This is a genomic window from Methylobacterium sp. GC_Met_2 (genome assembly GCF_026540795.1).
Taxonomy (GTDB): domain Bacteria; phylum Pseudomonadota; class Alphaproteobacteria; order Rhizobiales; family Beijerinckiaceae; genus Methylobacterium.
Genome location: NZ_JALNUM010000022.1, coordinates 41,224 through 67,252, shown reverse-complemented (window position 1 = coordinate 67,252; position 26,029 = coordinate 41,224). Strand labels below are relative to the sequence as shown.

Here is a 26,029-nt window from a genome sequence, read left to right as displayed (position 1 = left end):
CCTCAGCATGAGTCAGCATGGTCTCAGCTCCTTTGGCGAGCCCAATGGCGAACGTTAATGATTGGTTATTAGCCCGGTTGTAGCGGCTGAAGATTGCTTTGACAAGTAGGCGTTATAGTCTTTTGCTAAAAATTGGTCGATTAGATTGCCAGAATATCCTATCTCCGCGCTGCAGTTGTGGGTGAACCTTTCGCAACCATGGTAAGTACTTCGGCTGCCGCGGACTACGTAGACCAGAGTTATTTATTGAATAAAGACGAAAACAAGTTGGCACCCGCGACACCTGGTGTAATAAATAGACGCCCCACAAAGCCCGGCAGGATTTCGTGGCCAGCCGTTAAGCAAACTGCCCGTGGCGATAAAGCCGCCTCATTGACCATGGGAGCGCATCCTCGCCCGAAGGCGTTGATGGTCTGGAAACGTCCGAACGGATCGCAGGGTCTTGATGCGGCGCGCAGATGCGACACGGCATGCTGCACTGCGAAGGCGCCGGGGTCGACATTGGGGACTATCCGGTCGGCCCGCGTCTGAGTCGCCTGACGGCGCGCCCTGCCGGATCCGCCAAGCCGGGCTCTGATCCGACACCAGGGAGCTTGGACCGCAATCGAGGAAAGGAACCGACCTGTCGCGTGGTCCTTCGCGGCGCCTGTCGCGCACCGGCGATCAAGGCAAAATGCTATGGCGCGGCATGATCGGCGCACCATGCAGCGGCCAGACCGGGTCCGGCCCTCGCATGAGGCTCAAACAGGAACCATCCGCATTGCTTCTGCGCAGATATCACCACTCAAACAATTCCGTCGCGCATGCGATGAGGATGGTGGACGAGGCCGTCGTTGGACCAACGCTCCGCACGACCCGAGCGCAAGCGTTGCTGTTGCTTTGCACCATAAGATTGGATATAAAAAATTGAAAACCTTCATAATATAAATCTGAGCATTGGATGGATAAGTTTATCCTGTTCCACCCATAGCTTTCCTGAAGTGACTGTCGGGACTTCTCGCAGATGACGGATGGCGGATCGCAGCCCTCCATGATCGCGTATCCAAGTTAGCTAATCCGAGCCGTCGCCCCGAACGCCAATTGGATCGATACGCATGCTGGATAAGACACAGATCTTTACAGCCAACCAGCAGCAGGACAGTATCCGCCGCGACCGGCGGCATACCGGCCTGGAGGATCTCTTCGACTTCCTCCGCAAGTGGGCTCGGATCATCGCCGGCAGCGCCATCGTGTTCGCGATTCTGGCCTTCGTCTACGTCCAAGTGTCCCCGCCCGACTTCGTCGCGTCCGCGCAGATTCTAATCAATCCGCCGCAGCCGCAACAATTGCTCAAACAGGATGCCGGCCTGATCGATCTGACGCTCAACAACTCGCAGGTCGAAAGCCAGATCGAGATCATCCGGTCCTACAGCACGATCCTTCCGGTCGTTCAGGAGCTCAAGCTCGACACCGACAACGAACTGGCGCTGCCGAACAGATCGGACGCCGCATCGCAAAGCAACAAGCAACTGTATGGGGTCGTTGGCCGGTTCGCCAGCCGGCTCGACGTGAAACGCGTCTCGCAATCCTATATCATTCAAGTCTCATTCAAATCTGAGAGCGCCAGCAAAGCGTCGAAAATCGTGAATGCCTTGTGCGAGGCCTACATCAAGAATCAGCTCGCGCGAAAAGTCGAAGACGCGACCCGCTCGCGGGAGTGGCTGGAACATCGCGTGCAGCAGTTGCAGGCGCAGTTGCACAAGGCTGCCCATGCAGCACAGGATTTCCGGACCGGCGTCAGCGGCCAAGAGCAAAGCACCGGGCAGCTCGATGCCGAGGTCACGCTCTCCCAGCTCGATAGCGCAACGACCACTTATCGAAAGATGTACGAATCCGCGCTCGAGAAGCTGACCGAGAACGTCCAATCGACCTCGTTCCTCGTGGCCGATGCGAATATCGTGTCTTCGGCAAGCCCGGATTTGGCCCGCGTCTTCCCGAACCCCAAGCTCGTGATTGCCGTCGCTCTGCTCGGCGGTGCGCTGTTCGGTGTCAGCATAGCAGCCCTCCTCGACTCGCTGGACACCTCGGTTCGGTCCACCGCGCAGGTCGAGGATGACTTGAACTGCCCGTGCTTCGGAAAAGTGAACCTGTCGAAGGGCGGGCGACGGCCCCTGCGCAGCAAGGCCCGACTGAAGGTCGATACGCGAACGAAGTTCTTTCTCAACCGGGTGATGGTCGCGGTCGAAGCCGCCAACTTACAGAACGCGCGTCACACGATCGGGATCGTCGCCGTCTCCGACGGAAACGCGTCCGCGATCCTGACCAAGCAACTCGCGAACACGCTGGCCCTGTCGGGTAAGAAGACGTTGATCGTCGATGCCAGCATGTCGGCGACCAATCCCCTGACGACGCTCGCCTACGCGTCCGGCTTCGGTACGCCAATGCCGACGCGCGAAGCGGAGGGGCAGGACGACCTCGGCCGCATCGTTCCAGTCTCGTCGAATTTGTCGATCATCAAGTTGGAAGCATCGATCGATACGGCATCGTCGTTCGGGGCCATTTCGGACAATCTCGTCTTCTCGTCCGCGGTCTCGGCCTTCGACAGCATCATCACCAACCTACCCGACCTCGAGTCGATGCCGACCTCGCTGACCCTCTTGTCGAACATGGATGCCATCATCTTGGTCGCGCATCTCGGCAAGTCGTCACAGGAGAGCTTGTCCGAAGCCGCCGATTTCATCAGGGCCAGCGGCACCTTGTTGCTCGGCGTCGTCCTGGACGAGCCGAAGGCGTGACCGTCACGGCGCGACTTTAGCGGCGTCGTAACGGGGGCGCTGACCGCCGTGCCTCCGCCGGAAGGCCGCGGTATGATCGACGCTGGCCGTCGGAATTTGCCCCACACACCCCACGCCTCCGTTAAAACGCGAGACCCGATCAGATGTCCGCCACAGCGCCTCCATTGCTCCATCTCATGTGCGCGGCCGATCGCAACTATGGCGCCTATGCGGGTCTGGTGATGCAATCCGCCATGGCGGTGACCCGAAAGGGCCGCATCCATTTTCATCTGCTGTCCGATGACGTGGCACCGGACGACATCGAAAAATGCAGCCTGGCCGCCCGGAAGGCCGGACACGAATTCACGAACTATGAAGTCTCATCAAAGCTGGATAATTTGCCCAAAGAATTGCAGATGGCAAATCATCTTAGTAGGGCAGCCTATTCCCGGCTGCTCTTCTCAGACCTGCTTCCGACCAACATCCATCGCATCATTTATCTCGATTGCGACATCGTCTGCCAGCAGGATCTGACCGAGCTGTGGAACTTCGGCGACGGTTTGAAGACCATTGCCGCGGTGAGAGACCCCTGGCTCGATCCCGATGCTGAACTCAAATCCTCGCTGGGCTTGGCACCGCGCGATGTCTATTTCAATTCCGGCGTGCTGCTCATCAATGTAAAAGCTTGGCGAGCGGACAATACCGAGAACCGCCTCCGGGATTTTGTCCTTAAGCGGCGAGACATCAAGCATGCCGATCAGGATACATTGAATGCGGTGCTCTCATCCGGCCTGACGGAACTGCCGGAACAATGGAACATGATGATCAACCATCCGCGCCGTGATGAGGAAGGGCGCCTGCGGCAGAGCGCCGGCATCCTCCACTACGTCGGTGGCTTCAAGCCATGGCATTTCGGCTATCGTCTGCTTCACCCGGGAAAGGGCCGGCCCTACGCATCGATCAAGCGGCGCTCACCCTGGGCGGCTAAACTTCCCGATTTCCAGTCACGCCGGGTGACGAGGAAGTTTCGGTCCCTGGTGCAGCACTGACCCCGATGCGGGAGGTAGGCTTGAGAGCGATCATTCCACCGGCTGTATTGCTTCTCGCCTTTGTGCTTTCGTCGGGCCCATGCGCTGCGGCCGACGATGCCCAGACGGAATGCACGGATCTGATCAGCGGTCTGAGACTAAAAGCTGGCTCCGACTACGACGCGATTGCCGGCAAATTGAGAACGAAGGGTTGGCACCAAACCTTTTCCACGACGCAAAATATCGGCGTCTGGACGAAGGGTGGGCATGCCATTTCGGTGACGCTCAATGTTGGCTCGGGGACCTCGCCCACGACCACGGGCGCTGTCCGATGCAGACATTGACCGTCAAGCTCTGTCAAAACGCTATAGTTCGGCGGTATGCCTCCGTGTCGATTCCCATCGCTACTTCGGTAAGACATACTTCGCGATAGGCGGCAGACTCTCGCGCCATTGCGCGCTCTGGCGCTGGTAGTCGCTCAAGCGATCCGGCGCGAGTTCCAAATCTTCGAGCGCGACCACGGGCTTTCCACAGAAGTAGGGGCGCCGGGGAGGACGGGGATAGTAATTGAAGAAGATCGCCGTCCGGTTCTGCCCCGTGGCCGGTTTCCCACGATGGTAATAGCGCGCAGTATCGCAGAAAATAACGCTGCCGCTCGGTCCCGTGCAAGTGACGATTTCATCCGCATCGATCGTGCGTCCGATGACGCGTTCCAATTTTTCGTGGCGCGCTGGGCGTGTATAGGGCTGAGCCCCCTTGAAGAGCCGATGACGGATCATTTCGAACGGGCCGCCATCGACATCGACATCGTTTAGATAGACCGCGACTTTCACGATACTCTCGTCCTCGCCATCCAGGTGCCAGACGCGTGCGCCACGCTCGCATCCATCGGCGAGCGTGTAAAAGAAATTGAATCCCCCGAAGGCGACGGGCAACCCTAAGTAATTTTCGACGATTCTGAGCAGTCGCTCATTCAAACCGAACAGATAAATCTCCGCCCGATCCACGAGTTCGGACTTGTCGGCCTGGATTAAAAATGGGTCATCTACGTGCGTGGGACCCGCCGCCAAACGTGTCTCGATATCGTCGCGGACTTCGTGCGCCTGCGACAGCATCTGCTCAGCCCCGAAGAGGTTTAAATCCTCCAATCGTGTCTGGTATACGCCCACCTCGCGCAGAGACGTCACGATTTTCTGATCGGCTTCACTCAGTGCGGCCGGTGCTGCCAATCGCTCAGCACGCAGATTATTGTAGTAACTCTCCACATTTCTTCGCGCCAGATCGGTTGACATGAATTCGTGCACCGCATTTCGCGCAATACTTTCCAGCTTTCGACGGACACGTTTGGCGATGTACATTCTGGCAGGCCCTCTCGCTGCCCGGCAGCCATGCAAAGCTTATGCCCAGGACTGGTCGTAACTCGCGGAATATATAAGCGAATCGTCCGAATAAATACATGATTCGCCTGTTTAATAGCTTTAAACACCCAATCGTGAAATCTTGTCAAGAAATTTAGCGCGGAATTCCGACTGGTCGCATTATCTGAGCTAGCGAAAGTCGCAATCGTATTTCCAGAGCACGTATAGACATACCGTAACTGGATGAAACACCTGCAAAAGCCCTATAGCTGCAGTTGAGTCACTGTCTCAAGTATATCCTGCCATTCCGTGACGCGCGAGTTCGTCGTGTATCAGCCTCATGTCATGGCGGCAGGACGGTCAAGTCCTCTGTCCAAGCCCGCACGAGGCTTCGCCGACGCGGCGATCACTGTTCAGCTTACCCCATGCACCGGATCGCAGCGTGTTTCGAGGCGACGTCATGATCCAACCCGTGTCACATCCAAGGACCGGCGCGAGGCGTGCCGCGGCCGAACGGAAGCGCGTCCTTTCCGCACGATGCTTTCGGCATCGCATATGCGCGCCCCACAGGCATGACGGTAGCGAGTTCGATCTACGGCCCGCACCCGTCCGAACGCATCAATCGAACGTTGCCGTGTTTGGTTGCCCAGGGCAGCGGCCGTGAGCGGGATCCCGGCGGGTCTCCGTCAGCGGCAAAACGTTCCGTATCGCTCTTCATGGAATTGCGAAATGGAAGCAGTGATCTTGGCTCGTCGTGGCATATTATTACTGAGGCAAAGAGCAGTTTGACGACCTTCGACTAGAGCACTATGTATCGCGAGATAGTGATTGGATCTGCTAGGCATACGCATGCGTTTACGCTTCTATTCGATCTTGGCAAGCGTGTCGGTTCTCACGGCAGGCAGTGTGGCGCTGGCCCAGCGCGAGCCGCGATCCTCCATGATCAAGCTCGCTCAGAATATGTCGGGGGCAACCCCGGTGGCCAACGTGTCGGGAATCGGGACGAAGGCGGTCCGCGGTCAGGACTTTATCAACACGGTAGGTGTAAATACCCACATCCCCTATACCGACAGCAGCTATGCGGACATCGACAAGGTGCTTGAAGCGCTCCGATATCTCGGCGTCGGCAACCTGCGCGATGCAGTCCCGGATCCATCGCTGGCCGGAGGCGGGGGATCGCATTTCGGACCCTTTGCGACCGCCGGTTTCAAATTCGATTTCGTCGTCGCGTCCAACCTGCCGCTGACGAAGATCCTGTCCCTCCTCGACGATTTCGCCAGGATCCACCCACGCGCGATCACGTCCGTCGAAGGCCCCAATGAGGTCAACAACTGGCCCGTCACCTATAACGGACAAACGGGGCCTAATGCGGCAATCGAATATCAGAACGATCTCTACAAGGGCGTCAAAGCCAGCCCGTCGCTCGACAACGTGCCGGTTTACAATTTGACATCCTGGCCGGAATTGTTCGGCCAGTCCGACGTCTACAATGCGCACATCTACCCGCCGAAAGGCGAGCAGCCGGGCGTGCACGTCAAGAACGTTGTGGATCAGGCCAATCGCCTGGATCCGAAGCGCGCGGCTGCCATCACCGAGGTCGGGTACTACACGCTCCCGGGCAAGGGCACATGGGGTGGGGTCGATGAGCCGACCCAGGCGAAGCTGTTGCTCAACCTGATTCTCGATGCCGTCGATACGGGCGTCGCGAAGGTCTATCTGTATCAGCTCCTGGACGCTTACCCTGATCCGGCGTCGAGCGAGATGGAGAAGCATTTCGGCCTGTTCGATATCGGCTATCGCCCCAAGCCGGCGGCTACTGCGATCCGCAATCTCATCCAAACGGTATCTGCGAAGGGTCGCGGGGGCGCCGCACGCGACACGGAGTTGCCGAAGCTGACGGTGTCTTCGGGTGAACTCGAGATCAAACACCTCCTCGTGGAGGGTGATGGTGGTCTGGCGACCCTCATCCTGTGGGATGAGAGGCCGATCTGGGACAGCGAGAAGAACACGCCTCTGACAGTGACGCCCGTCACCGTGACGGTGGACAGCGAAGCGGATCTGCCCGCGACGAAGATCTTCGATCCGACCGCAGGTGCCGAGCCTGTTCAGACGCTCGATAACGCCAGGTCGGTGAAGGTCCCTTTGCAGGGGTATCCGAAACTGATCCAGTTCCGGACCCGGTAGCTCGCGCGCCATCGTGACACGACGTTCGGAACAGAACCTGCCCGGCCGGCGTGGGCGCTTCCCACGCGGCTGGGCGATGAGGCGCTGCTGCGGGAACGGAGGTGGCATGAGCTGGGCGGTCCGAAGACGCCTTCCGCGCTTCAGACCGTGACGCCGGATCGGGCCGCGACGGCACCTGTCGAGGGTCCACAGCCCGTGGGCTGAGACGCCCACCCTCAGACGCGATATTTGCCGTTGCGCTTCACGAGCACGCGGGTTCCGACGGGTACGCGTTCGTAGAGGTCGGCGATGTCCTCGTTCAGCATCCGGACGCATCCCGACGAGAGTTGCTCCCCGATGCTCCACGGCTCGTTGGTCCCGTGGATCCGGAACAGGATGTCGCGGTTGCCCTGGTAGAGGTACAGGGCACGGGCACCGAGCGGATTGTCGAGGCCGCCTTTGCGGGTCCGCGGCAGATCGGGATTGAGCGCAACCATGGTGGTGGTCGGGCTCCAATTGGGCCAGACGCCCTTGCGGCCGACCCGGGCTTCGCCCTTCCAGGAGAAGCCGGCCTTCCCGACGCCGACCCCGTACTGCATCGCGGTGCCATCCGCCTGCACCAGCATGAGCTGCCGCTTGTCGATGTCGACGACGATCGTCCCCGGTTGCTCCGGTCCGTTGTAGCTGACCTGTTGGCGGCGGTACTTCGGATCCAGGCGGTCCGTGTCGACCAGGGGAATGTCGAAGGGTTTGTCGGGCTTGGCCCCGACGTACCAAGCCGCCTCGTCATCCTGCGCGACCTGCATGGACCTGGTCTGGCAGGCGGCCAGCGGCGCGATCGCAACGAGGGCGAGCATAACCCGCGAGAGGGTCGCCCCGAACCTCGGTATCGGGCGTTGATCGGCGTTCATCAGGTGCGTCATGCGGTGTCCGATCATCCGGACATGCGTATCGTCATCCCGCCCGTGACGATGTAGCTTTTCCGCCGCAGCAAGCCCGGGCCGGGCGCCTCACGCAGCCACGATTGCGCCCTAATTCAGATTGGCAGCCCAGCGCTGCGGAGGCCCGCGCGGAGCGAACGATGCCTGAAACCGAGACACTTCCCGTTGAGGCGGCCGTCGCAGCCGCCGGATCGCTCAGCCCCGCGATCCACCTCGACCATTGCGTGATCCACGTAAGCGACTGTGCCCGGTCGAACGCCTTCTACCGCGACGTCGTGGGCGCCGAGATCATCGAGCGGAGCGGCGGCTACGCGTATCGGTTCGGCGGCGTGCAGCTCAATTGCCACGGACCCGGCGTCAACCCGAAGATGGTGGCGGCACAACCGGTTAGGCCGGGCAACAGCGATCTCTGCTTCCGATGGTCCGGGGCGATCACGGACGCGATCGCGCATCTGGAAACGCTGGGCGTGCCGGTGGAACTCGGCCCCGTGGACACGTTCGGAGCGGCCGGGGCCGGCGTCAGTGTCTATTTCCGGGATCCGGACGGGTCTCTCCTGGAGTTCATCACCTATCCGGCGCCGTGATGATGCGGAGAGTCGCTCAGCCGCGGCTCTCGGCGAGGGCCTGGTTGGTCTGTTCCAGCCGCAAGGCGAGCACGCGCATCAGGGCGATACTGATCTGTGGAAACTGTGCCAGCAATTCGAGGAACACGCCGCGGTCGATGCGCAGGGCGGTCACTGCTGTTTCCGCCGTGACCGTGGCCGATCGGGGTTGCTCGGCGAGGATGCCCATCTCGCCCACCAGGGCGTCCTGGCCGAGCAGCGCCAACCGGACCGGACCGGCCGGACCATCGATGCTGACCTCCGCATTCCCCTTGAGGATCACGTAGGCCGCATCCGCCACATCGCCCCGGGCGAAGAAGCGTTGCCCGGGCTCAAAATGCACGCGCTCGCTGGTGAAGGCCAGGAGCTTCAGGCGCGCCGGCTCCACCTCGCGGAACAGCGGCACCTGCTTCAGGGAGGAAACCTCTGTGTCGAGGGTCATACCGGGGCTCCGCGGCGGCTCTGAAGCCCAGGACGGTGGGACCGGACGGGCTCGCCCATCCATGCGATTCATCCTACGCTTGTCCAGCCCTGCCCGGCTTTTCGGCCACGCCACCGTGATGGTCGTCGCTCTGGGGTTGGCGAACGCACCGGCCCGCGCCCGATTGGTTCAGGCCGACTTGGCCCGGGTCGCGGTGGCACCGCCCCCCGGTGCCCGCGCCCCGCTCGACCTCGCCGCCACGGACGCAGGCACCGGGCAGATGGTGACGCTGGGGAGCGTCATCGCGGGCCGACCGGTCCTGCTGCTGCCCGTCGATTACACCTGCGGCAACGTCTGCGACCCCATGGTGTCGATGTCGGTGGATGCCCTGGCTTCAACAGGACTCGCGCCGGACGATTACGCCCTGGTGCTGATCGGCATCGATCCACGAGATGATGCCGCGGCTGCACGCCGCATGCTGGCCGAGACACTGGGCGATCGCGCCGCCACCGTGCGCCCGCGGGCGCTGATCGTCTCGGATACGGCGCTGAGCCGCATCACGGCCGCCCTCGGCTACACGGCGATCTACGATGCCGGGACCGACAGCTTCGCTCATCCTGCCGCCGCGCTGCTGCTTGCCGGCGACGGCCGGGTGGCCCGGGTTCTCTCGCCGCTGGCGCTCACCGGACGGGACCTCCGCTTGGCCCTCACCGAGGCCGGGAACGGCCGCATCGGAGGCTTGGCGGACCGCCTCACCCTGCTGTGCTACGGCTACGATGCCGCACGCGGAGTCTACACGCCGCTGATCCAGCGGATCCTGACCGTTGCGGGAGTCATGACGATCCTGGCGATCGGCCTCCTCATCGTCGGGCTGACTCGCCATACGCGGAGGCGAGCCACCTGACGCGATCTCGGTCAGCGTTTCGTCGACAGCCCCAGCTCGCCGGGCTTCGGTGCCTCGCGCTTGGGACTGGCATTGAGATGAGGCGAATCGACCGGCTCTTCTCGGGTCGTCGGCGTCGCAGAATCCTCCGGCGCGGGCATCGGCGGGAGGGGCGGCGTGTTGGGATGCGGCGCCGGAACATCGCTGCCGGCCTCTTTCACCATGTTGCGATTCGTCATGTGTACGCTGGTCCTTATCGTGGCCGTGGGGCGGGACAGGTTGCGCTGAGCTACCGGGCGGCCTTCAAGGCATCCGCCGACCGCCGCTCCCGCATCGATGCAGGTCGATCTGCGACCAACGCCGCGGACAACACCCTGGTTGCCGTAAAGCTTGACTGCAGGAAGCTTGACCAGGTCTGGGCAGAGGAACCTTGGTTATTGCTGAAGGTTGTTGCGAGGTGAAGCGAAGCCTGAGGAGGAACTGATGGCATCCGGGAATTCGACCTCGAAGCGGGGCTTTGCCTCGATGGACTTGGAGCGGCAGCGCGAGATCGCCAGCAAGGGCGGACGCAGCGTGCCGGCCGAGAAGCGCTCCTTCTCGCAGGATCGCGAACTTGCCTCGACGGCGGGTCGCAAGGGTGGACAGTCGACGGGTACCGGCCGGGCCGAGTGAGGCCATTCCGTAACCGTTCCGCGTAGCGGCGCCGCGTCCTCAGGACCGGCGCCGTTTCTATGTAATCGTCTTTCCGAATTCCCAGCACTGCACGCCAACGCCGAAAGGGCCCCGCCGCGTCGGCAGAACCCTTTTCGATCAGCGTAACAGAGTCGGAGTCAGGAGATGCAGCGACCGGGGGTCATGCGCCGGGCCTCGGGACCCACCAGGGAACTCAGCGCGGTTTCGCAACCCTCGCGGACGAAACGGCGGCCCGGCTGTTTCAGAATCGGCTTGATGCCGAGATCCTGTGCTTCACTGGCGGTCGGGCCGCCGTGCCCATCCATCTTCTGGACACCGGCAACCCGCGTCGGGCTGATCGCCAGCGAGACCGGGCGCATGCCGGGCAGCGGCGCCGGCGCAAGTTGAGCCACCGGCACCAGGGGCACCCAGCGATCGGCCGTCTCGCGCACGACGGGCTGTAGCAGCACGGTCAGGAGAGCGGCGGGAGCACTCACGCCCAGGATGAAACCAGACCGCAACATTGCCCCGACCTCATTGCGAGAGCTTGACAGGATGTTTCAATAACGCGTTCCGCAATCGCAGGTTCCTAAACTATCGCGTGTCTTGGAATGCTGAGTATTCGAACCCACAACGGTTGTTGGTGCGGCGGCGCACCCACGCTGTCCACAACCATCCCCTGTGCCATTGATGCCACGATCGCCAGAAAAGTGCGTTTTTTGGAACCCAGCAGCGCGATGACCGTTCTCCCTGCACCCGGCCACCTGGTCCTCCCCCGCATTCCCCTTGTGCATCGGCCGGAACCTCTTCGACGGGCTGGAGCTTTCTCCGGCCCGTTTTTTTATGCGCAGCCGGCACCCCATTCAGACAACAAAAAACCCCGGCTCTCGCCGGGGTCGATGTAACTGCTGATGCTTCGATCCGCGCCCCTCGCGGGGCCCAGGCAGCCTCGACCTAAGCGGTCTTGGCTTCCCGCCGACGGGCCGTCTGCTGGAAGAACAGCGCCTGGCTGATCACCGCGGAGACATTGGCGGGCTGGAACGGCTTGGCGATCAGGAAGGCCGGCTCCGGCCGCTCGCCGGTGAGGAATCGCTCCGGATAAGCGGTTATGAAGATCACCGGCACTTCGAAGGTCTTCAGCAGGTCGTTGACCGCATCGAGTCCGGACGACCCGTCCGCGAGCTGGATATCGGCCAGGATCAGACCAGGGCGCTTGCCACCCTCGCCGGCGATCTTGACCGCCTCCGTCCGCGTCCGGGCGACGCCGATGACATTGTGACCCAGGCCCTCGACCAGCGCCTCAAGATCCATCGCGATGAGCGGCTCATCCTCGATGATCAGGATCTCGGTCGCCATGTCGGCGGCAAGCTCGCGACCAGCCTCATCAACGAGATCGCGAACCTCCGAGACGTCGACGCCCAGGATGATCGCCGCGTCCTCCTCGGAGAAGCCCTCCAGGCACGACAGCAGGAACGCCTGGCGCGGCAGTGGCGTGATCTGGCCGAGGCGGACCTCGGCGGGAAGATCGTGCTGAACCTGCTCGCCGCGACCGTTCACCGAGAGCGAATTCCAGATCCGGGTGAAGACCCGGAACAGGTCGGCTTTGATGTTGGTGCTCCGGCCCAGCGTGTCCGGTTCGTTGACGAGGGTCTCCAGGGTAGCGGCGACATACGCGTCACCGGCCACTTGGCTCCCCGTGAGCGCGCGCGCATAGCGGCGCAGGTACGGCAGGTGCTGTACCACGAGTTGCGATGTCGACATTCGATCCCCTGTGCCTCGCCGTGTTGCCCGGCCGCGATTGCCCGGTCGGTGACCGATGGCGTGCCGGGGCCGGCATTCTGTCCTGCGCAGCTTTCCGCCCAACGCGGACGCCCGCACTCCGTTCCACCCCCCGCGGAACCGATCCCTTCGGGCAGGCGTTGCCGGCGCAGCCATGGCGTATGTCGAGCCGCAGCACAATGTGGCCGGGCCAAGTTCGGCAACAAGGGGCGTGTGGATGGCCGATGAGGGGAAGGAGGCAGGTCTTCGTGTGCCTGAAGTGCACGGAAGCACTGCTTCGACGCACGATGCACCCGGCCAGGACCGCTCGACGGGACAGACTGCAGGCGCGTCCCAGGCTCAACCCCGCGGCGGCCTCAGCGAACAGACCCGCAATCGCCTCGCGACGCAGTTGCGCGCGATGTACGATACGATGACCCAACAGCCGGTGCCTGACCGGTTTGCCGAACTCATAGCGAAGCTCGACAGCGGCGAGCACGGCAAGCCATAGTACCAAGGTTGGAGGCTAGCCGTCCGCGCATGCGCTCAGAAGCAGGTCCATTAAAAAAGCCGTCACTTGGGGCGACGGCCTTGTTGCTTTTTAGCGCCAGCCCCAGGTCAGGGCTGGCGATTATCGACACGTCGTCAGAGTGTCGGCGAGCGCCCGCGCATCAGGCCGATCACAGCCGAGATCGCGAACAGGACAATCGCCACGAAGAACACCAGCTTGGCGGCTTCCATTGCCGTGCCGGCGATGCCGCCGAAGCCGAGCAGCGCGGCGACGAGGGCAACCACGAGAAAAGTTACGGCCCAACCGAGCATCGTTCGTATCCCTCGAAAGTATCAACGCGGGCGGGCCGCGTCGTTCTGAACACAAAAACGCCAAGGTTTTGCTCTGGTTCCGCCGTTTCGACAAAGTCCGATGTGGACGGCACGGGCGTTTTGCCCGGGCGCGACAATCAGCAACGGAACGGTGCAGGCTGGGTAGCGTTCGAAGAGTAGGTCCACCGGTTCGATTCGGGATCCGTAATGCTGCAAGCTGCGAAGAACGCCGTTCGAGTGAAGGTGGCCGCGATGCGAGCCGGTGTAGCGGCTGCAGGCGATGCCGTACGCGCCGCGGTGATCGGGCTCGTTCCGGCCCCTGCACCTGTCCTCGTGCCGGTGCGGGTGCGCAACCGCCGATCCGGCCAGTTCGGCTGACCGGACGATCCTGACTTCGCCGGACTAAACGGCCGACCGGGGGACGTGACCCGAACGACTCTACTGAGACATCGCCGAGGATCGTGGCTCGGCGGTGTTGCAACGCCCTTGGGTGACGTTCAAAAAACCCCGAACCAACGTGCGGGGCAGCGATGGCGGTTGCGGACGAGAGCAGACTGACCCTCGACCCTGCAATGCCCGTCCCCGGGCGGCTGGAGACCGTCACGCAGTTGATCCGGCGACGGATCGCTCCGAATGGCGGTCCATTCACGGCGAGCGGCACCTGCACCTACGTGATCGGGGTGGGTGAGGTCGCGGTCCTCGATCCCGGCCCCGACGATCCGGCGCATATCGACGCGCTGCTCGCGGACCTGACCGGCGAACGGATCACCGCGATCGTCGTCACCCACACCCATCGGGATCACTCGCCGGGCGCGCGGCTTCTCGCGGCGCGCACCAGCGCGCCGATCGTCGGATGCGGCCCGCATCGCGCGGCCCGGGCCGTGTCGGAGAGCGAGGTCCCGCGGCTCGACGCCAGCGCCGACCGCGCCCACGCCCCGGACCGGGTCATGGTGGAGGGGGACCTCGTCTCGGGCCCGGGCTGGACCCTGGCGGCTGTCGAGACCCCAGGCCACACCATGAACCACCTCGCCTTCGCGTTGCCGGAGGCGCAGGCCTTGTTCTCGGGCGATCACGTCATGGCCTGGTCCACGACCATCGTGGCACCGCCGGACGGCGCAATGCGGGCCTATATGGCGTCGCTGGAGAAGCTGCGCGGACGCGACGAGACGGTCTACTGGCCCGGCCATGGCGGCCCGGTCCGCGAGCCGGCCCGCTTCCTCCGCGGGCTGGCCTGTCATCGTCGCCAGCGCGAGGCCGCGATCCGGGCGCGACTCTCGGACGGCGACACCGGCATCGCGCAGATCGTCGCGGCGATTTACCGGAACCTCGATCCGCGCCTGCGCGGCGCGGCGGCTCTGTCGGTCTTTGCCCATCTCGAGGATCTGGTCGGGCGCGGGCTGGTGGCGACCGACGGGGCGCCGCAGCTCGACGGCACCTTTACGCCGGCTTGAGCCGCGCCGGACCGGACTGGATCATTTCATCGCGAGGGCGAGGTTGGCGACGTCGTCGAGATAGGTGCGGATCCGGTCGGCATTGCCGCCGAAGTCGCGCCCGCCGAGCCGGGACGCCGAGCGTACGTCGATCCGCGCTCCGTCAGCGCGGGGGCGGATGCGGACGGTCACATCGTCGGGCAGGTTGAGCACGAGGCCGCGCGCCACGGCCTCGATCCGACCGTTGCCGGTGCGACCGCCCGGCCGGATCGCCTCGACGATCTGCCAATGGCGCTTCAGCGCGGCCTGACGGGCCAGTTCGAATGCAGCGTCGGCGCCGATATCGAGGGTCAGCGGGGCGATCTGCGGATAGGCGTCCCGCTGCCGCTCGCGCAGGGATGGGCTCGGATCTGGCGGATACCGGCCGCTGCGAGCCGCGAATGCCGCGCGCGAGCGCGAGAAGGCGGGCGGATTGTCGATATCGGTGGTGACGTCCGACAGGGCCGGCAGCCGCAGGCCACGAAGCCCGCGATAGGCGGGATAGCCCAGCACCACGAGCGCCAAAATCAGCCCTGCCAGGGCGGCGCCGAAGCCGCGCGCACCCTCGCGCCAGACCCGCACGAACGCGAACACCGCCGCGACGATCGCGGCCAGCGCGACCGCGAGCCCGGCCAACAAAGCGACGAGCGCAGCGTCCGTGTCGGCGCGCGGGTCCCGAATCAGGATCAGGGCGATCCCGGTGGCCACGATGGAGAACACGGCAAGGCGCTGGGCCAGCGGCCCGGCGCGGGTGACGGGTTCCTCGATGAGCAGACGACGCATGGCACTCATGGTTGGGGTTCGCGGCCCGATCCTAGAGCTTGGCCGTGCGCGACGCCATCGCGACGCGATCGAAAGCGCCCTTCACCGACGTGATCGCGGAACACGGCGGAGAACCAGGAAACCCCGGAACGGCCGTCGGACCTGCCCTCTCAGATGGAGCTTGCTGCATGGGGCCACCCGATGCCTCTGTCACGCTATGCCGTAGCGTGCTCCGGAAGCAAACTCACGGTGCGTACGCGCGGGCATTCACCGGCAGGTCCTGCGCACCGGCGGCCAGGCCCTGCAGGTCAGGCGGTCCGAAGGCTGCCGGCGACGCTCCCTCCCCCGCCTGGGCGGCCGCATCCGGGCCCTCGACATGGGCAGCGGTCCGGACGGCCGGGGCAGTCCACGGCCCCGACACCGCGAACAGCAGGCCGCGGGACGGATCGGCTGGACTGCGCAGGGCGAGATCGCCCTGGAGATCGAGCCGCCGCCCCGGCAGCGAAACGTGCCCGCGCACGTTCGCGCCGATGTTCGGCCCGAGCAGCCCGGCCTCGACGATCTCGCCGACCCCGTCCGTGAACCGGACCGTGACGGCGGCGCGCTCGATGGCCGTCCGGCCGTTGCGCCGCGCGAGCGCCCCGGGGGCCACAGTGCCGTTGCGGTGGACGACATCAGCGAGATCGAGGCCGGTGATCGCCCCGCTCGCGACAGTGACGGCGGCCCGGCCTCCGAGATGCGCGAGCAACGCCACCGTGTCGCGGCCGCTGGCCTCGAGGTTGAATTGACCCTGAGCTGGGCCAACCAGCCAACGCGCGCCGCCGATCCCGCCCAGCAGACCGCCGAGATCGATCCGGTCGAGGCTACCCTGCAGCCGCATTTCGGTCTCGGCCGGGTCGGCGCCACGCGCGAGCGTCACGCGGCCCTTGACCAAGCCATCCTGGATCCGCGCCCGGTTCACTGCGATTTCGAGCGCGCCATCCCGCACCAGAACGCTGGCCGCGAGATCCTGAACCGCGACAGATCCGGCTTGGCCTGCGGCGGCCGAAAGGCGCAGATCGAGATCGCCCCCGGTCATCGGAGCCAAGGCCAGTGGCACGGGGCCGGATCCAAGAAGCTGCGCGGCGTCATCCGCCAGGGGGCCCAGGTCGAGCGTCTCGGCGGCGAGCGTCGCCTGCACCGAGAGGCGCGGAGCGGGGCCGGGCCCCAGCGCGACGGCGCCCGCGCCCTCCAGCATGCTCCGACCGAGCCCGAGCTGCAGGCGGGTCCAGGATACGGATCGGTCCGTCGACTCGAACAGGCCGGCGAGCGAGAACACTCCGGCGAGCGGCGACAGGGGGACCTTCAGGCCGACCCAGGCCAGGCTTTCCGGCAGGGATCGGGTCTCGCCGCGCATTTGCCCGGCCAGACTGGGCCATCCGGACCCCGACACGGACAGCTCCACCGTACCGTCGATCGCGAGGCTACCGTTCGGCCACGTGACCGCGCCGGTGATCGGGCTGCGCCGGCCGAGAACGACGTCGTTCGGGCGGACATGCGCGACTGTGAACTGTGTCGGCACGTCCCGCCACGTCAGACGCGCGCTACCTTCGGCGGACGCGCTCCAGGACGGCCACGACAGGTCGAGGTCGATGTCCCGGGCCGTGTCATCCCCGGTGCGTCCGCCGGTCACGGTGAGCCGGGTGGGATGGGGCGTCGCGCCGGATCGGGCCCGCTCGGCGAGGCGCGCGAGGACACCGCTCCACGCCGCTTCTCGCCCGGACAGGATTCCCCCCGCGAGATGCAGGCCGCCGGCCGCCGCGCGACCGGTCAGGAGGCCGATGGGATCGAGATCGATGCCCAGGCGCCCCTCGTCCACCAGGGGCGGACCGCCCCCGTCACTGGTGATGCGCACACGTTCGAAGCTGAGCTTGGGCAGGGGCAGCGGCGTCAGATGGGCCGGACCCGCAACGCTCAGGGTCAGACCGTAATTCTCGAACGCGCGCCCCGCGAAGGCCTGCGCGCGATCGCTATCGATCGGCCAGTCGTGCAGGCCGAGCCCGACGGCGACGAGAGTCACGGGAACGAGGAGGACGATCGGGCGACGCAGCGACATCTGACTCTGAACGGGACCGCGGATGCGGCCGAAGCCGGGTGCCACGCCAGCTCGCCGAGCCGCCACGGCCCAGCAGGGACTGCATGTCGAGACGATTGTTTAGCGTCCGCGACGGGATTTGTCTGCTGGCCTTGCGTGGGGGCCTCGCGCCGGCACCGGCGCCAGCTCGCACGCAACCGGCGTTACGGATCGCCCGGGAGCGTACGGGCTCACGCGGTGCAGCACTGGATTTCGCTCCCGGAATCGGGAACAGCAGGCGCTGAGGAAACGCGCGCTTCGCGGATGTAGCCCAGGTGCGGCCGGTCGCGGCCGGCGTGGAAAGGACGTTTCGATGAAGAAGGTCTACACGGATGCCGCCGCTGCCTTGGCGGGCCTCCTGCGTGACGACATGATGGTGATGTGCGGCGGCTTCGGCCTGTGCGGCATCCCGGATGAGCTGATCGAGGCGGTCCGCCTCTCGGGCGTCAAGGGTCTCACGGTCGTCTCGAACAATGCCGGCATCGACGGGGTCGGCCTCGGCAAGCTCCTCGACACGCGGCAGGTCGCCAAGATGATCTCGTCCTATGTCGGCGAGAACAAGGAGTTCGCCCGCCAGTACCTCGGCGGGGAGCTGGAGATCGAGTTCAACCCGCAGGGCACGCTGGCCGAACGCATCCGTGCGGGCGGCGCCGGCATTCCGGCCTTCTTCACCAAGACCGGCGTCGGCACCAAGGTCGCCGAGGGCAAGGAGGTGCGGGAGTTCGACGGCGAGCCCTACGTGATGGAGCGCGGCCTGTTCGCCGACCTCGCCCTGGTCCACGCCCATACGGGCGACACCGAGGGCAACCTCCGCTACCGGATGACCGCCCGCAACTTCAACCCGATGATGGCCACCGCCGCCAAGATGACGGTGGCGCAGGTGGAGCACCTCGTGAAGCCGGGCGAAATCGAGCCGGATACGATCCACACGCCGGGCATCTTCGTGAAGCGCATCATCGACGTGGGCGTGCGCGACAAGCGCATCGAGCAGCGCACGACGCGCAAGCGCGGCGACAGCACCCCGGCCGCGGCGGCCGGCGGCGGCACCCACTAGTCACACGCTTCTCTCCTCCCCCGGCGATCCCGGGCTTGCCCGGGATCGCTCAAGCTTGCGGGGAGGGGAAAGCCAGATCCGGCCGCGCGTGAGCGCACCACGCTATCAGGAGACCATCATGGCCTGGACCCGTGAGCAGATGGCGGCGCGCGCCGCCAAGGAACTGCAGGACGGCTTCTACGTGAACCTCGGCATCGGCATTCCGACGCTGGTGTCGAACTACATCCCCAACGGGATGTCGGTGCAGCTGCAATCCGAAAACGGGATGCTCGGCATGGGTCCCTTCCCCTACGAGGGCGAGGAAGACCCGGACCTGATCAATGCCGGCAAGCAGACCATCACCGCCCTGCCGACCACCAGCTACTTCTCCTCGGCCGAGTCCTTCGGGATGATCCGCGGCGGGCACATCAACCTGTCGATCCTCGGCGCCATGCAGGTGGCCGGCAATGGCGACCTCGCCAACTGGATGATCCCCGGCAAGATGGTGAAGGGGATGGGCGGCGCCATGGACCTCGTGGCGGGCGTCAAGCGCGTCGTCGTGGTGATGGAGCACGTCGCCAAGAACAAGGACGGCACGGAGAGCGCCAAGCTGCTCGAGGCCTGCGACCTGCCGCTGACCGGGACCCAGGTGGTCGATCTCGTGATCACCGATCTCGGCGTGTTCGAGATCGACAAGAAGGGCGACGGCGGGATGACACTCGTCGAGCTCGCCGACGGCGTCACCGAGGACGAGATCCGCAGCAAGACCGAAGCGGATTTTTCGGTAGCCCTGAAAGGCTGATCCGCCAATGCTCGGCGCGCGTTGCCGCCGAGCAGTCTTCGGCATGTCAGCGGCCCGCCCGACGCGTCCCGTCGCGCGGGCCGTTTCGTTTTACATGGGCGGGGTCAGGCCATCCTTGCCGACCGCCACCAGCTTGCCCTCGGCCTTGCTGCCGTCCTTCGCCACGACGGCGAAGACCTTGGAACCCGGCGTCAGGATCGCCTTGTCGGCCGGCTGGAAGGCAACGATCGGTGCCGAGGCCGGCACGACGATCTCCTTGGAGCCGTCCTTGCCGTAGCTCACCGTCAGGGTGCGCTCGCCGCCGGTGGCCGCCTTGTCGGCCTTCACGGTGCCGTTGGTCATCGCACTCTTGACCTTCGGGGCGTTCGACGACTCGGCCTTGACGGTGCCGTTGGTCATCGCGCTCTTCACCTTGGCGCCGGCACCCGCGGTCTGGTCGGTGATCGAATCCCAGCCGTAATGGCCCTCGCCGGTCCCACGCATCGCCTCGGGGAACAGCACCACCTCCAGGGCGGTCATCGGGTTCTCGCCCTTGGTGGCGGTGCCGATGAAGACACCGTCCTTGATCTGATCGAGGCTCGACGGGACCACCCAGGCGAACTTGGCGCCGGAGACATCGACGGTCTCGGACTTGCCGTCGTCGGTCTTGATCGTGACTGTGTTGCCATCGGTCTTGTCGATGGTGCCGCGGACGCGCTCGACCTGCGCGGCGAAGGCAGCGCTCGACAGCAGGGCTGTCAGGCCGGCGGTAACGAGGGTCTTGCTGAGGTGCTTCATCGAAGTCCCATTCCGGATTCAGGACCCGGGTTATGGTGCGTTGCGCGCGCCAAACAAGGTTGCGCGCAAGTGAAATGCTTCGGCTTGAGTAACAAAAAAGGCGGCGCCAGTCCGGCGCCGCCTCGTATCGCGTGACGGGGCGGCCCTGGGGCCGCCGACGGATCAGGCCGCCAGGGTACGCAGCACGTAGGGCAGGATGCCGCCGTTGCGGAAGTATTCCAGCTCGTCGAGCGTATCGATCCGGCAGGTGAGCGGCACCTCCTTGACCGAGCCGTCGGCGGACTTGACCTCCGCGATCAGCGTCTGGCGCGGCTTCAGCTCACCGGACAGGCCCTTGATGCTGACAGTCTCGTCACCCTTGAGGCCGAGCGAGTCCCAGGAGGTCTCGCCCTGGAACACCAGCGGCACCACGCCCATGCCGACGAGGTTCGAGCGGTGGATGCGCTCGAAGCTTTCGGCCACCACGGCGCGGACGCCGAGAAGCTTCGTGCCCTTCGCCGCCCAATCGCGCGACGAGCCGGTGCCGTATTCCTTGCCGGCGAAGATAACGAGCGGCGTGCCTTGCTCGGCGTATTTCTGCGCCGCATCGTAGATGAACATCTTCTCGCCCGAGGGCTGGAAGAGCGTCCACCCGCCCTCGACCACGTTGCCCGTCTCGTCCCGCACCATCTGGTTCTTGATGCGGATATTGGCGAAGGTGCCCCGCATCATCACCTCGTGGTTGCCGCGCCGCGTGCCGTACTGGTTGAAGTCCTGCACGCGCACCTGATGCGACTGCAGATACGCACCGGCCGGCGAGGCCGCGCGGATGTTGCCCGCGGGCGAGATGTGGTCGGTGGTGATCGAGTCGAGGAACAGGCCGAGAATCCGGGCGTCCGCGATGTCCTCCACCGGCTTCGGGGTCTTCTCCATACCGACGAAGTAGGGTGGGTTCTGCACGTAGGTCGAGCCCGGGTTCCACGCGAAGGTCTCGGCCTCCGTGACTTCGACATCCTTCCAGTTCTGATCGCCGCTGAACACGTCGGCGTAGCGCGACTTGAACAGCGCCGAGGTGATGTTCTCCTCGATGAACTGCTGCACCTCGGCCGAGGACGGCCAGATGTCCTTCAGGTAGACCGGCTTGCCATCGGCATCGTGGCCCAGCGGCTCGGTGGTGATGTCGATCTGCATCGAGCCGGCCAGCGCGTAGGCCACCACCAGCGGCGGCGAGGCGAGGTAGTTCGCCCGCACGTCGGGGTTCACGCGGCCCTCGAAGTTGCGGTTGCCCGAGAGCACCGCCGCGGCGACGACGTCGTTGTCGTTGATCGCCTTGGAGATCGCCTCCGGCAGCGGGCCGGAATTGCCGATGCAGGTGGTGCAGCCGAAGCCGACAAGGTTGAAGCCCAGCGCGTCCAGGGGCTCCTGCAGGCCGGACTTTTCGAGATATTCGCCGACCACCTGTGAGCCGGGCGCGAGGGAGGTCTTCACCCACGGCTTCGAGCGCAGGCCCTTGGCGACGGCATTGCGGGCCAGCAGGCCTGCGCCGATCATCACCGAGGGGTTCGACGTGTTGGTGCAGCTCGTGATCGCGGCGATCACCACGTCACCGTGCCCGATGTCGAAGTTGGTGCCCTCGACGGCATAACGGCGCGCGAGATCGGCGGCCTTCTTGAACTCGGTCTCCATCGAGGCCGCGAAGCCCGGCTTGGCGCCGTCCAGCAGCACCCGGTCCTGCGGACGCTTCGGCCCGGCGAGCGAGGGCCGGACCTCGCCCATGTCGAGCTCCAGCGTGTCGGTGAAGACCGGATCAGGGGTCTGGGCGTCGCGCCACATGCCCTGCGCCTTCGCGTAGGCCTCGACCAGGGCGATCCGGTCGTCAGAACGGCCGGTGACCTTCAGGAAGTCGATGGTCTTCTGATCGACCGGGAAGAAGCCGCAGGTCGCGCCGTACTCAGGCGCCATGTTGGAGATCGTGGCCCGGTCGGCGACCGCCATGTCGTCGAGGCCGGGGCCGTAGAACTCCACGAACTTGCCGACCACGCCCTTCTTGCGCAGCATCTGGGTGACGGTGAGCACGAGATCGGTGGCGGTGGTGCCCTCGGGCAGCTTGCCCGACAGCTTGAAGCCCACGACCTCGGGGATCAGCATCGACAGCGGCTGGCCGAGCATCGCCGCCTCGGCCTCGATGCCGCCGACACCCCAGCCCAGCACCGCCATGCCGTTGACCATGGTGGTGTGCGAATCGGTGCCGACCAGCGAATCCGGGTAGGCCACGTCGGATCCGTCCTCGGACTTGGTCCAGACGGTCTGCGACAGGTATTCCAGATTCACCTGGTGGCAGATGCCGGTGCCCGGGGGCACGACGGAGAAGTTGTCGAAGGCCGATTGGCCCCACTTCAGGAAGGTGTAGCGCTCGCCGTTGCGCTGGTATTCCAGCGCGACGTTGTCGGCCAACGCTTTCGGGGTGCCGAACTCGTCCACGATCACCGAGTGGTCGATCACGAGGTCGACCGGCACCAGCGGGTTGATCTTCTGCGGGTCGCCGCCGAGCGCCACCATGGCGTCGCGCATGGCGGCCAGATCGACCACCGCGGGGACGCCGGTGAAGTCCTGCATCAGCACGCGGGCGGGGCGGAACGCGATCTCGACCTCGGCCTTGCCCTTCTGCTCGAGCCAGCCGACGGCGGCCGCGATATCGGCTTTCTTGACCGAGCGGTCGTCCTCGTAGCGCAGCAGGTTCTCCAGGATCACCTTCATGGAGAAGGGCAGCGCGGCGGCGGATGCGAGGCCGTTCTTCTCGGCCTCGGGGATCGAATAATACGTGTAGGTCTTGCCGCCGGCTTCGAGCGTCTGGCGGGCCTTGAAGCTGTCGAGTGATGGCACGGCTGGTTCTATCCTCGCTGCGGTTGTCGAACACGCACAGGCAAGACCTGCGCTACGAAGTTGTGTTCGGCCTGTGAGCGCCCAACGGGCGCGCGCCGCCCCGGGAGTGCCCGGGTAGGAGACGATGCGCGGGGGCGATTTGGACGCCCGTGATGCCGCGCGGCGCAGCCAAGCAGGGATATAGAACTTTTCGAATCTGGCCGCTACCGGGTTGCGATGACAGGTGCGTTTTCCTGTCGGGCGCGCGCCGTTGCAAGGGCGCGAACTCTCGCTCCACCGTGGAGGCTATCGACGTTCACTCAAGGAGCGCCGACGCGTTCTCCTCCCCCTTGCGGGGAGGAGTTGGAGGTGGGGGTGGCGCAGGAGGCACCATCACGCTCGATCCTGCACCACCCCCACCCCTGGGCCCTCCCCGCAAGGGGGAGGGAAAAGGCGTTCTTTTTCAGAGAGTTCTGTCTCGGAAATGTAAGCGCGGTACGGCCGGCGCCGTCACCCCTCCCCCGGCATGCCGCCCTTCGACAGCGCCTTCAGCCGATTCGGCTCGGCGGCGGCCTTGCGCAGGGAGGCGACGTTGGCGGCGGCTTCCGCGGGGCTCATGTCCCGGCGCAGGATCGCCTCGGCATCGGCGGTGCGGCCCTTCAGCCCCAGCACCAGGGCGAGATTCGCCCGCACCCGGGCATCGGCGCCGGGCTGGTCGGCGGCGAGCCGCAGGGTCTGCTCGGCCTGGTCGAGGTTCCGCGAGAGCGCGTAGGACAGGCCCAGGTTCGACAGCAGCGAGGGCTCGTTCGGCCGGATCTTGAGCGCGGCCTCGTAGAAGCCCTGCGCGCGCACCTGATCGCCGAGCTGGGCCGAAGCCGAGCCCTGGGCCGACAGGATGCGCCAATCGGGCGCGGCCGGGGAATGGGCATTGGCGAGCACATCGATCGCCTCGCGGTAGCGGCCGAGCTCGACCAGCGACTTGCCGTAGGCACCGAGCAGGAACGTGTCGCGCGGGTTGCGCAGGGCTGCCTGCTGCAGCACCGCCGAGGCTTGGCTGATCTGGTCGTTGGCGCGCAGAGCCCGCGCATACGCGACCGCCGCGCGGCCATCGTCGGGATTGGCGTTGAAGCGCTCGGCCAGGGCTTCGACGTTCTGTTGGGATGCAGCCGGGCGGTCGCCGATCGAGCCGGTGGTCTCGGGTCCCGAGGTGTTGCAGCCGGCCAGCCCCAGTGCCAACAGGGCCACCGCCAGGGTGGCGCGGCGTCCGGCCGGAATCTCGGGGCGGGCGATCCGGATCAGGGCGGTCATCATGGTACGCGTCGCCTCCGGGCAGACCGAGGGCGCGGGCCTGTGCTTCACCCCTCCGGCCGGCCGGTGATAGAGCGTTAACCCTAATCACCGGTTAAGCCCTCCAACCTGCAAGAGGCCCATGACCCAGGCCGCGTCCCCGTCAACGATCCCCACCCTCCTGCGCGGCGATGCGCCCTCCGTGCCGGTGACGCTCGTCACCACCGGATCGTGGAGCGCAGCGCAGGCAGACCTGGACCCGACCCAGCGTCGCTTCGCGGAGGCCCTCGGCTTCCAGCCGAAGGCGGGGAGCCTCGCCCTGCTGCCCGGCCCGGATGGCGGGATCGCCAGGGTCCTGTTCGGCCTCGGCGATCCGGAGGCGGCGGCCTATGACCGGCTGATCGTCGGCAAGCTGCCGGGACTGTTGCCGGAGGGCAGCTTCCGCCTGGAGAACGCCCCGGACCCTGCCGAGGCTGCTCTGGCGTGGCTGATGGGCAGCTACCGCTTCGGCCGCTACCGCGCTGGGAACGGCCCGAAGGCGCGGCTCGTGGCGCCGGCGGGCATCGACGCCGCCGAGGTGGAGCGGATCGCCGCCGCGGTGGCGTTCGGCCGCGACCTGATCAACACGCCCGCCAACGACATGGGGCCCGCCGAGATCGAGGCCGCCGCCCGGTCGCTCGCCGGGTGCCACGGTGCCTCGATCGCGGTCACGGACGGCGACGCGCTTGCCCGAGACTATCCCCTGATCCACGCGGTCGGCGCCGCCTCGCCGCGGGCGCCGCGTCTCATCGACCTGACCTGGGGACCGGAGGACGCGCCGCGCGTGACCCTCGTGGGCAAGGGTGTCGCCTTCGATACGGGCGGGCTCGACATCAAGCCGTCGTCCGCGATGCTGCTGATGAAGAAGGATATGGGCGGCGCCGCCGCGGCGTTGGCTGCCGCCGACATGGTGATGGGCTCAGGGCTCAAGGTCCGCCTGCGGGTGCTGATCCCCGCGGTGGAGAACGCCGTCGCGGGCAACGCCTTCCGCCCCGGCGACGTGCTGCCGAGCCGGGCCGGGCTCAGCGTGGAGATCGGCAACACCGACGCCGAGGGCCGGCTGATCCTCGCCGACGCGCTGGCGCTGGCCGAGGCGGAATCACCCGATCTGCTCCTCGATTACTCGACGCTGACCGGCGCGGCGCGGGTGGCGCTCGGACCAGACCTGCCGGCCTTCTTCACCGAGGACGAGGCCCTGGCGGCGTCGGTCGCGGAGGCTGGCCGGAGCGCCGCCGACCCGATCTGGCGGATGCCGCTGCACGCGCCCTATGCGAGCCTGCTCGATTCCAAGGTGGCCGATCTCAACAACGTCTCGGGCGGCCCGTTCGCGGGGGCGATCACCGCCGCCCTGTTTCTGCGCCGCTTCGCCCCCAACACGAAGGCGCACGGCCATTTCGACCTCTACGGCTGGAACCCCTCCGCCAAGCCCGGCCGGCCGGAGGGCGGCGAGGTCCAGACCGCGCGGCTCACCTACGCGTTGCTGAAGGCGCGCTACGGGCGCTGAA

Annotated in this window: 24 protein-coding genes; 12 read left to right on the top strand and 12 right to left on the bottom strand. The window is 65.6% G+C overall.

What is annotated here, in order from left to right; translation table 11 throughout:
* The first annotated feature begins 1,094 nt into the window (after positions 1 to 1,094).
* Positions 1,095 to 2,774 carry a Wzz/FepE/Etk N-terminal domain-containing protein gene (locus tag OXS49_RS10670; protein ID WP_244007335.1) on the top strand — a complete coding sequence of 560 codons (1,680 nt, stop codon included), beginning with the start codon at positions 1,095 to 1,097 and terminating at the stop codon, positions 2,772 to 2,774.
* A 143-nt stretch (positions 2,775 to 2,917) separates the two neighbouring features.
* Positions 2,918 to 3,802, top strand: a complete 885-nt coding sequence (locus OXS49_RS10665; RefSeq protein WP_267424007.1) for a glycosyltransferase family 8 protein — start codon at positions 2,918 to 2,920, stop codon at positions 3,800 to 3,802.
* A gap of 383 nt (positions 3,803 to 4,185) precedes the next feature.
* Here the strand turns inward: OXS49_RS10665 and OXS49_RS10660 are convergent, their stop codons facing one another.
* The gene (locus OXS49_RS10660; RefSeq protein ID WP_267424005.1) at positions 4,186 to 5,139 is read right to left on the bottom strand and encodes a hypothetical protein; all 954 of its coding nucleotides are present in this window, start codon (positions 5,137 to 5,139) and stop codon (positions 4,186 to 4,188) included.
* A gap of 849 nt (positions 5,140 to 5,988) precedes the next feature.
* Between OXS49_RS10660 and OXS49_RS10655 the strand changes: the two genes are divergently transcribed.
* Complete coding sequence (locus OXS49_RS10655) at positions 5,989 to 7,323, top strand: hypothetical protein (RefSeq protein ID WP_267424003.1); 1,335 nt, start codon at positions 5,989 to 5,991, stop codon at positions 7,321 to 7,323.
* A gap of 215 nt (positions 7,324 to 7,538) precedes the next feature.
* On the opposite strand, the gene OXS49_RS10650 is transcribed toward OXS49_RS10655, so the two are convergent.
* Positions 7,539 to 8,225: a L,D-transpeptidase gene (locus OXS49_RS10650; protein WP_267424001.1), complete on the bottom strand. Its 687-nt coding sequence runs from the start codon at positions 8,223 to 8,225 to the stop codon at positions 7,539 to 7,541.
* Between the two features lie 158 nt (positions 8,226 to 8,383).
* Here OXS49_RS10650 and OXS49_RS10645 point away from each other — a divergent pair, with 158 nt between their 5' ends.
* On the top strand, positions 8,384 to 8,827 hold the full coding sequence (locus OXS49_RS10645; RefSeq protein ID WP_267423999.1) for a VOC family protein: 444 nt from the start codon (positions 8,384 to 8,386) through the stop codon (positions 8,825 to 8,827).
* 16 nt (positions 8,828 to 8,843) lie between these two features.
* Here OXS49_RS10645 and OXS49_RS10640 read toward each other — a convergent pair whose 3' ends face one another.
* Positions 8,844 to 9,287, bottom strand: a complete 444-nt coding sequence (locus OXS49_RS10640; RefSeq protein ID WP_243919033.1) for a Crp/Fnr family transcriptional regulator — start codon at positions 9,285 to 9,287, stop codon at positions 8,844 to 8,846.
* Positions 9,288 to 9,366: 79 nt separating this feature from the next.
* Between OXS49_RS10640 and OXS49_RS10635 the strand changes: the two genes are divergently transcribed.
* Positions 9,367 to 10,170 carry an electron transporter gene (locus OXS49_RS10635; protein WP_244007347.1) on the top strand — a complete coding sequence of 268 codons (804 nt, stop codon included), beginning with the start codon at positions 9,367 to 9,369 and terminating at the stop codon, positions 10,168 to 10,170.
* Between the two features lie 11 nt (positions 10,171 to 10,181).
* Here the strand turns inward: OXS49_RS10635 and OXS49_RS10630 are convergent, their stop codons facing one another.
* Positions 10,182 to 10,388, bottom strand: coding sequence for a hypothetical protein (locus tag OXS49_RS10630; RefSeq protein WP_244007349.1), 207 nt, complete (start codon positions 10,386 to 10,388; stop codon positions 10,182 to 10,184).
* Positions 10,389 to 10,632: 244 nt separating this feature from the next.
* Between OXS49_RS10630 and OXS49_RS10625 the strand changes: the two genes are divergently transcribed.
* Complete coding sequence (locus tag OXS49_RS10625) at positions 10,633 to 10,821, top strand: KGG domain-containing protein (protein WP_243906886.1); 189 nt, start codon at positions 10,633 to 10,635, stop codon at positions 10,819 to 10,821.
* Between the two features lie 158 nt (positions 10,822 to 10,979).
* On the opposite strand, the gene OXS49_RS10620 is transcribed toward OXS49_RS10625, so the two are convergent.
* Both OXS49_RS10620 and OXS49_RS10615 read right to left on the bottom strand, forming a co-directional pair.
* Positions 10,980 to 11,318 carry a hypothetical protein gene (locus OXS49_RS10620; protein ID WP_267423997.1) on the bottom strand — a complete coding sequence of 113 codons (339 nt, stop codon included), beginning with the start codon at positions 11,316 to 11,318 and terminating at the stop codon, positions 10,980 to 10,982.
* A gap of 457 nt (positions 11,319 to 11,775) precedes the next feature.
* Positions 11,776 to 12,582 carry a response regulator gene (locus OXS49_RS10615; RefSeq protein ID WP_243919026.1) on the bottom strand — a complete coding sequence of 269 codons (807 nt, stop codon included), beginning with the start codon at positions 12,580 to 12,582 and terminating at the stop codon, positions 11,776 to 11,778.
* A 172-nt stretch (positions 12,583 to 12,754) separates the two neighbouring features.
* Here OXS49_RS10615 and OXS49_RS10610 point away from each other — a divergent pair, with 172 nt between their 5' ends.
* On the top strand, positions 12,755 to 13,090 hold the full coding sequence (locus OXS49_RS10610; protein WP_244007353.1) for a NepR family anti-sigma factor: 336 nt from the start codon (positions 12,755 to 12,757) through the stop codon (positions 13,088 to 13,090).
* Between the two features lie 134 nt (positions 13,091 to 13,224).
* On the opposite strand, the gene OXS49_RS10605 is transcribed toward OXS49_RS10610, so the two are convergent.
* Positions 13,225 to 13,401, bottom strand: coding sequence for a DUF1328 domain-containing protein (locus OXS49_RS10605; protein WP_003599466.1), 177 nt, complete (start codon positions 13,399 to 13,401; stop codon positions 13,225 to 13,227).
* 207 nt (positions 13,402 to 13,608) lie between these two features.
* On the opposite strand from OXS49_RS10605, the gene OXS49_RS10600 reads away from it, so the two are divergent.
* Both OXS49_RS10600 and OXS49_RS10595 read left to right on the top strand, forming a co-directional pair.
* A complete protein-coding gene (locus OXS49_RS10600) occupies positions 13,609 to 13,779 on the top strand; it encodes a hypothetical protein (protein ID WP_244007356.1) in 171 nt (56 codons plus the stop codon).
* Between the two features lie 152 nt (positions 13,780 to 13,931).
* Positions 13,932 to 14,852, top strand: a complete 921-nt coding sequence (locus tag OXS49_RS10595; protein ID WP_267423993.1) for an MBL fold metallo-hydrolase — start codon at positions 13,932 to 13,934, stop codon at positions 14,850 to 14,852.
* 21 nt (positions 14,853 to 14,873) lie between these two features.
* On the opposite strand, the gene OXS49_RS10590 is transcribed toward OXS49_RS10595, so the two are convergent.
* Together OXS49_RS10590 and OXS49_RS10585 are read right to left on the bottom strand one after the other, a co-directional pair.
* Positions 14,874 to 15,653 (bottom strand): DUF1499 domain-containing protein, encoded by a 780-nt coding sequence (locus OXS49_RS10590; protein ID WP_267423992.1) that lies wholly within the window; start codon positions 15,651 to 15,653, stop codon positions 14,874 to 14,876.
* Positions 15,654 to 15,876: 223 nt separating this feature from the next.
* Positions 15,877 to 17,727: an AsmA-like C-terminal region-containing protein gene (locus OXS49_RS10585; protein ID WP_267423991.1), complete on the bottom strand. Its 1,851-nt coding sequence runs from the start codon at positions 17,725 to 17,727 to the stop codon at positions 15,877 to 15,879.
* A gap of 331 nt (positions 17,728 to 18,058) precedes the next feature.
* On the opposite strand from OXS49_RS10585, the gene OXS49_RS10580 reads away from it, so the two are divergent.
* Together OXS49_RS10580 and OXS49_RS10575 are read left to right on the top strand one after the other, a co-directional pair.
* Positions 18,059 to 18,799, top strand: a complete 741-nt coding sequence (locus OXS49_RS10580; protein ID WP_267423990.1) for a CoA transferase subunit A — start codon at positions 18,059 to 18,061, stop codon at positions 18,797 to 18,799.
* 118 nt (positions 18,800 to 18,917) lie between these two features.
* Positions 18,918 to 19,580, top strand: coding sequence for a 3-oxoacid CoA-transferase subunit B (locus OXS49_RS10575; RefSeq protein WP_267423989.1), 663 nt, complete (start codon positions 18,918 to 18,920; stop codon positions 19,578 to 19,580).
* 90 nt (positions 19,581 to 19,670) lie between these two features.
* Here the strand turns inward: OXS49_RS10575 and OXS49_RS10570 are convergent, their stop codons facing one another.
* The 3 genes from OXS49_RS10570 to OXS49_RS10560 all read right to left on the bottom strand — a co-directional run bounded on the left by OXS49_RS10570 (position 19,671) and on the right by OXS49_RS10560 (position 24,509).
* Positions 19,671 to 20,357: a metal ABC transporter permease gene (locus OXS49_RS10570; RefSeq protein ID WP_244007369.1), complete on the bottom strand. Its 687-nt coding sequence runs from the start codon at positions 20,355 to 20,357 to the stop codon at positions 19,671 to 19,673.
* Positions 20,358 to 20,519: 162 nt separating this feature from the next.
* Complete coding sequence (gene acnA, locus OXS49_RS10565) at positions 20,520 to 23,219, bottom strand: aconitate hydratase AcnA (RefSeq protein WP_244007371.1); 2,700 nt, start codon at positions 23,217 to 23,219, stop codon at positions 20,520 to 20,522.
* Positions 23,220 to 23,708: 489 nt separating this feature from the next.
* Positions 23,709 to 24,509 carry a CDC27 family protein gene (locus tag OXS49_RS10560; protein ID WP_267423985.1) on the bottom strand — a complete coding sequence of 267 codons (801 nt, stop codon included), beginning with the start codon at positions 24,507 to 24,509 and terminating at the stop codon, positions 23,709 to 23,711.
* Between the two features lie 118 nt (positions 24,510 to 24,627).
* Here OXS49_RS10560 and OXS49_RS10555 point away from each other — a divergent pair, with 118 nt between their 5' ends.
* Positions 24,628 to 26,028 (top strand): leucyl aminopeptidase family protein, encoded by a 1,401-nt coding sequence (locus tag OXS49_RS10555; RefSeq protein WP_267423983.1) that lies wholly within the window; start codon positions 24,628 to 24,630, stop codon positions 26,026 to 26,028.
* Position 26,029 lies beyond the last annotated feature (1 nt).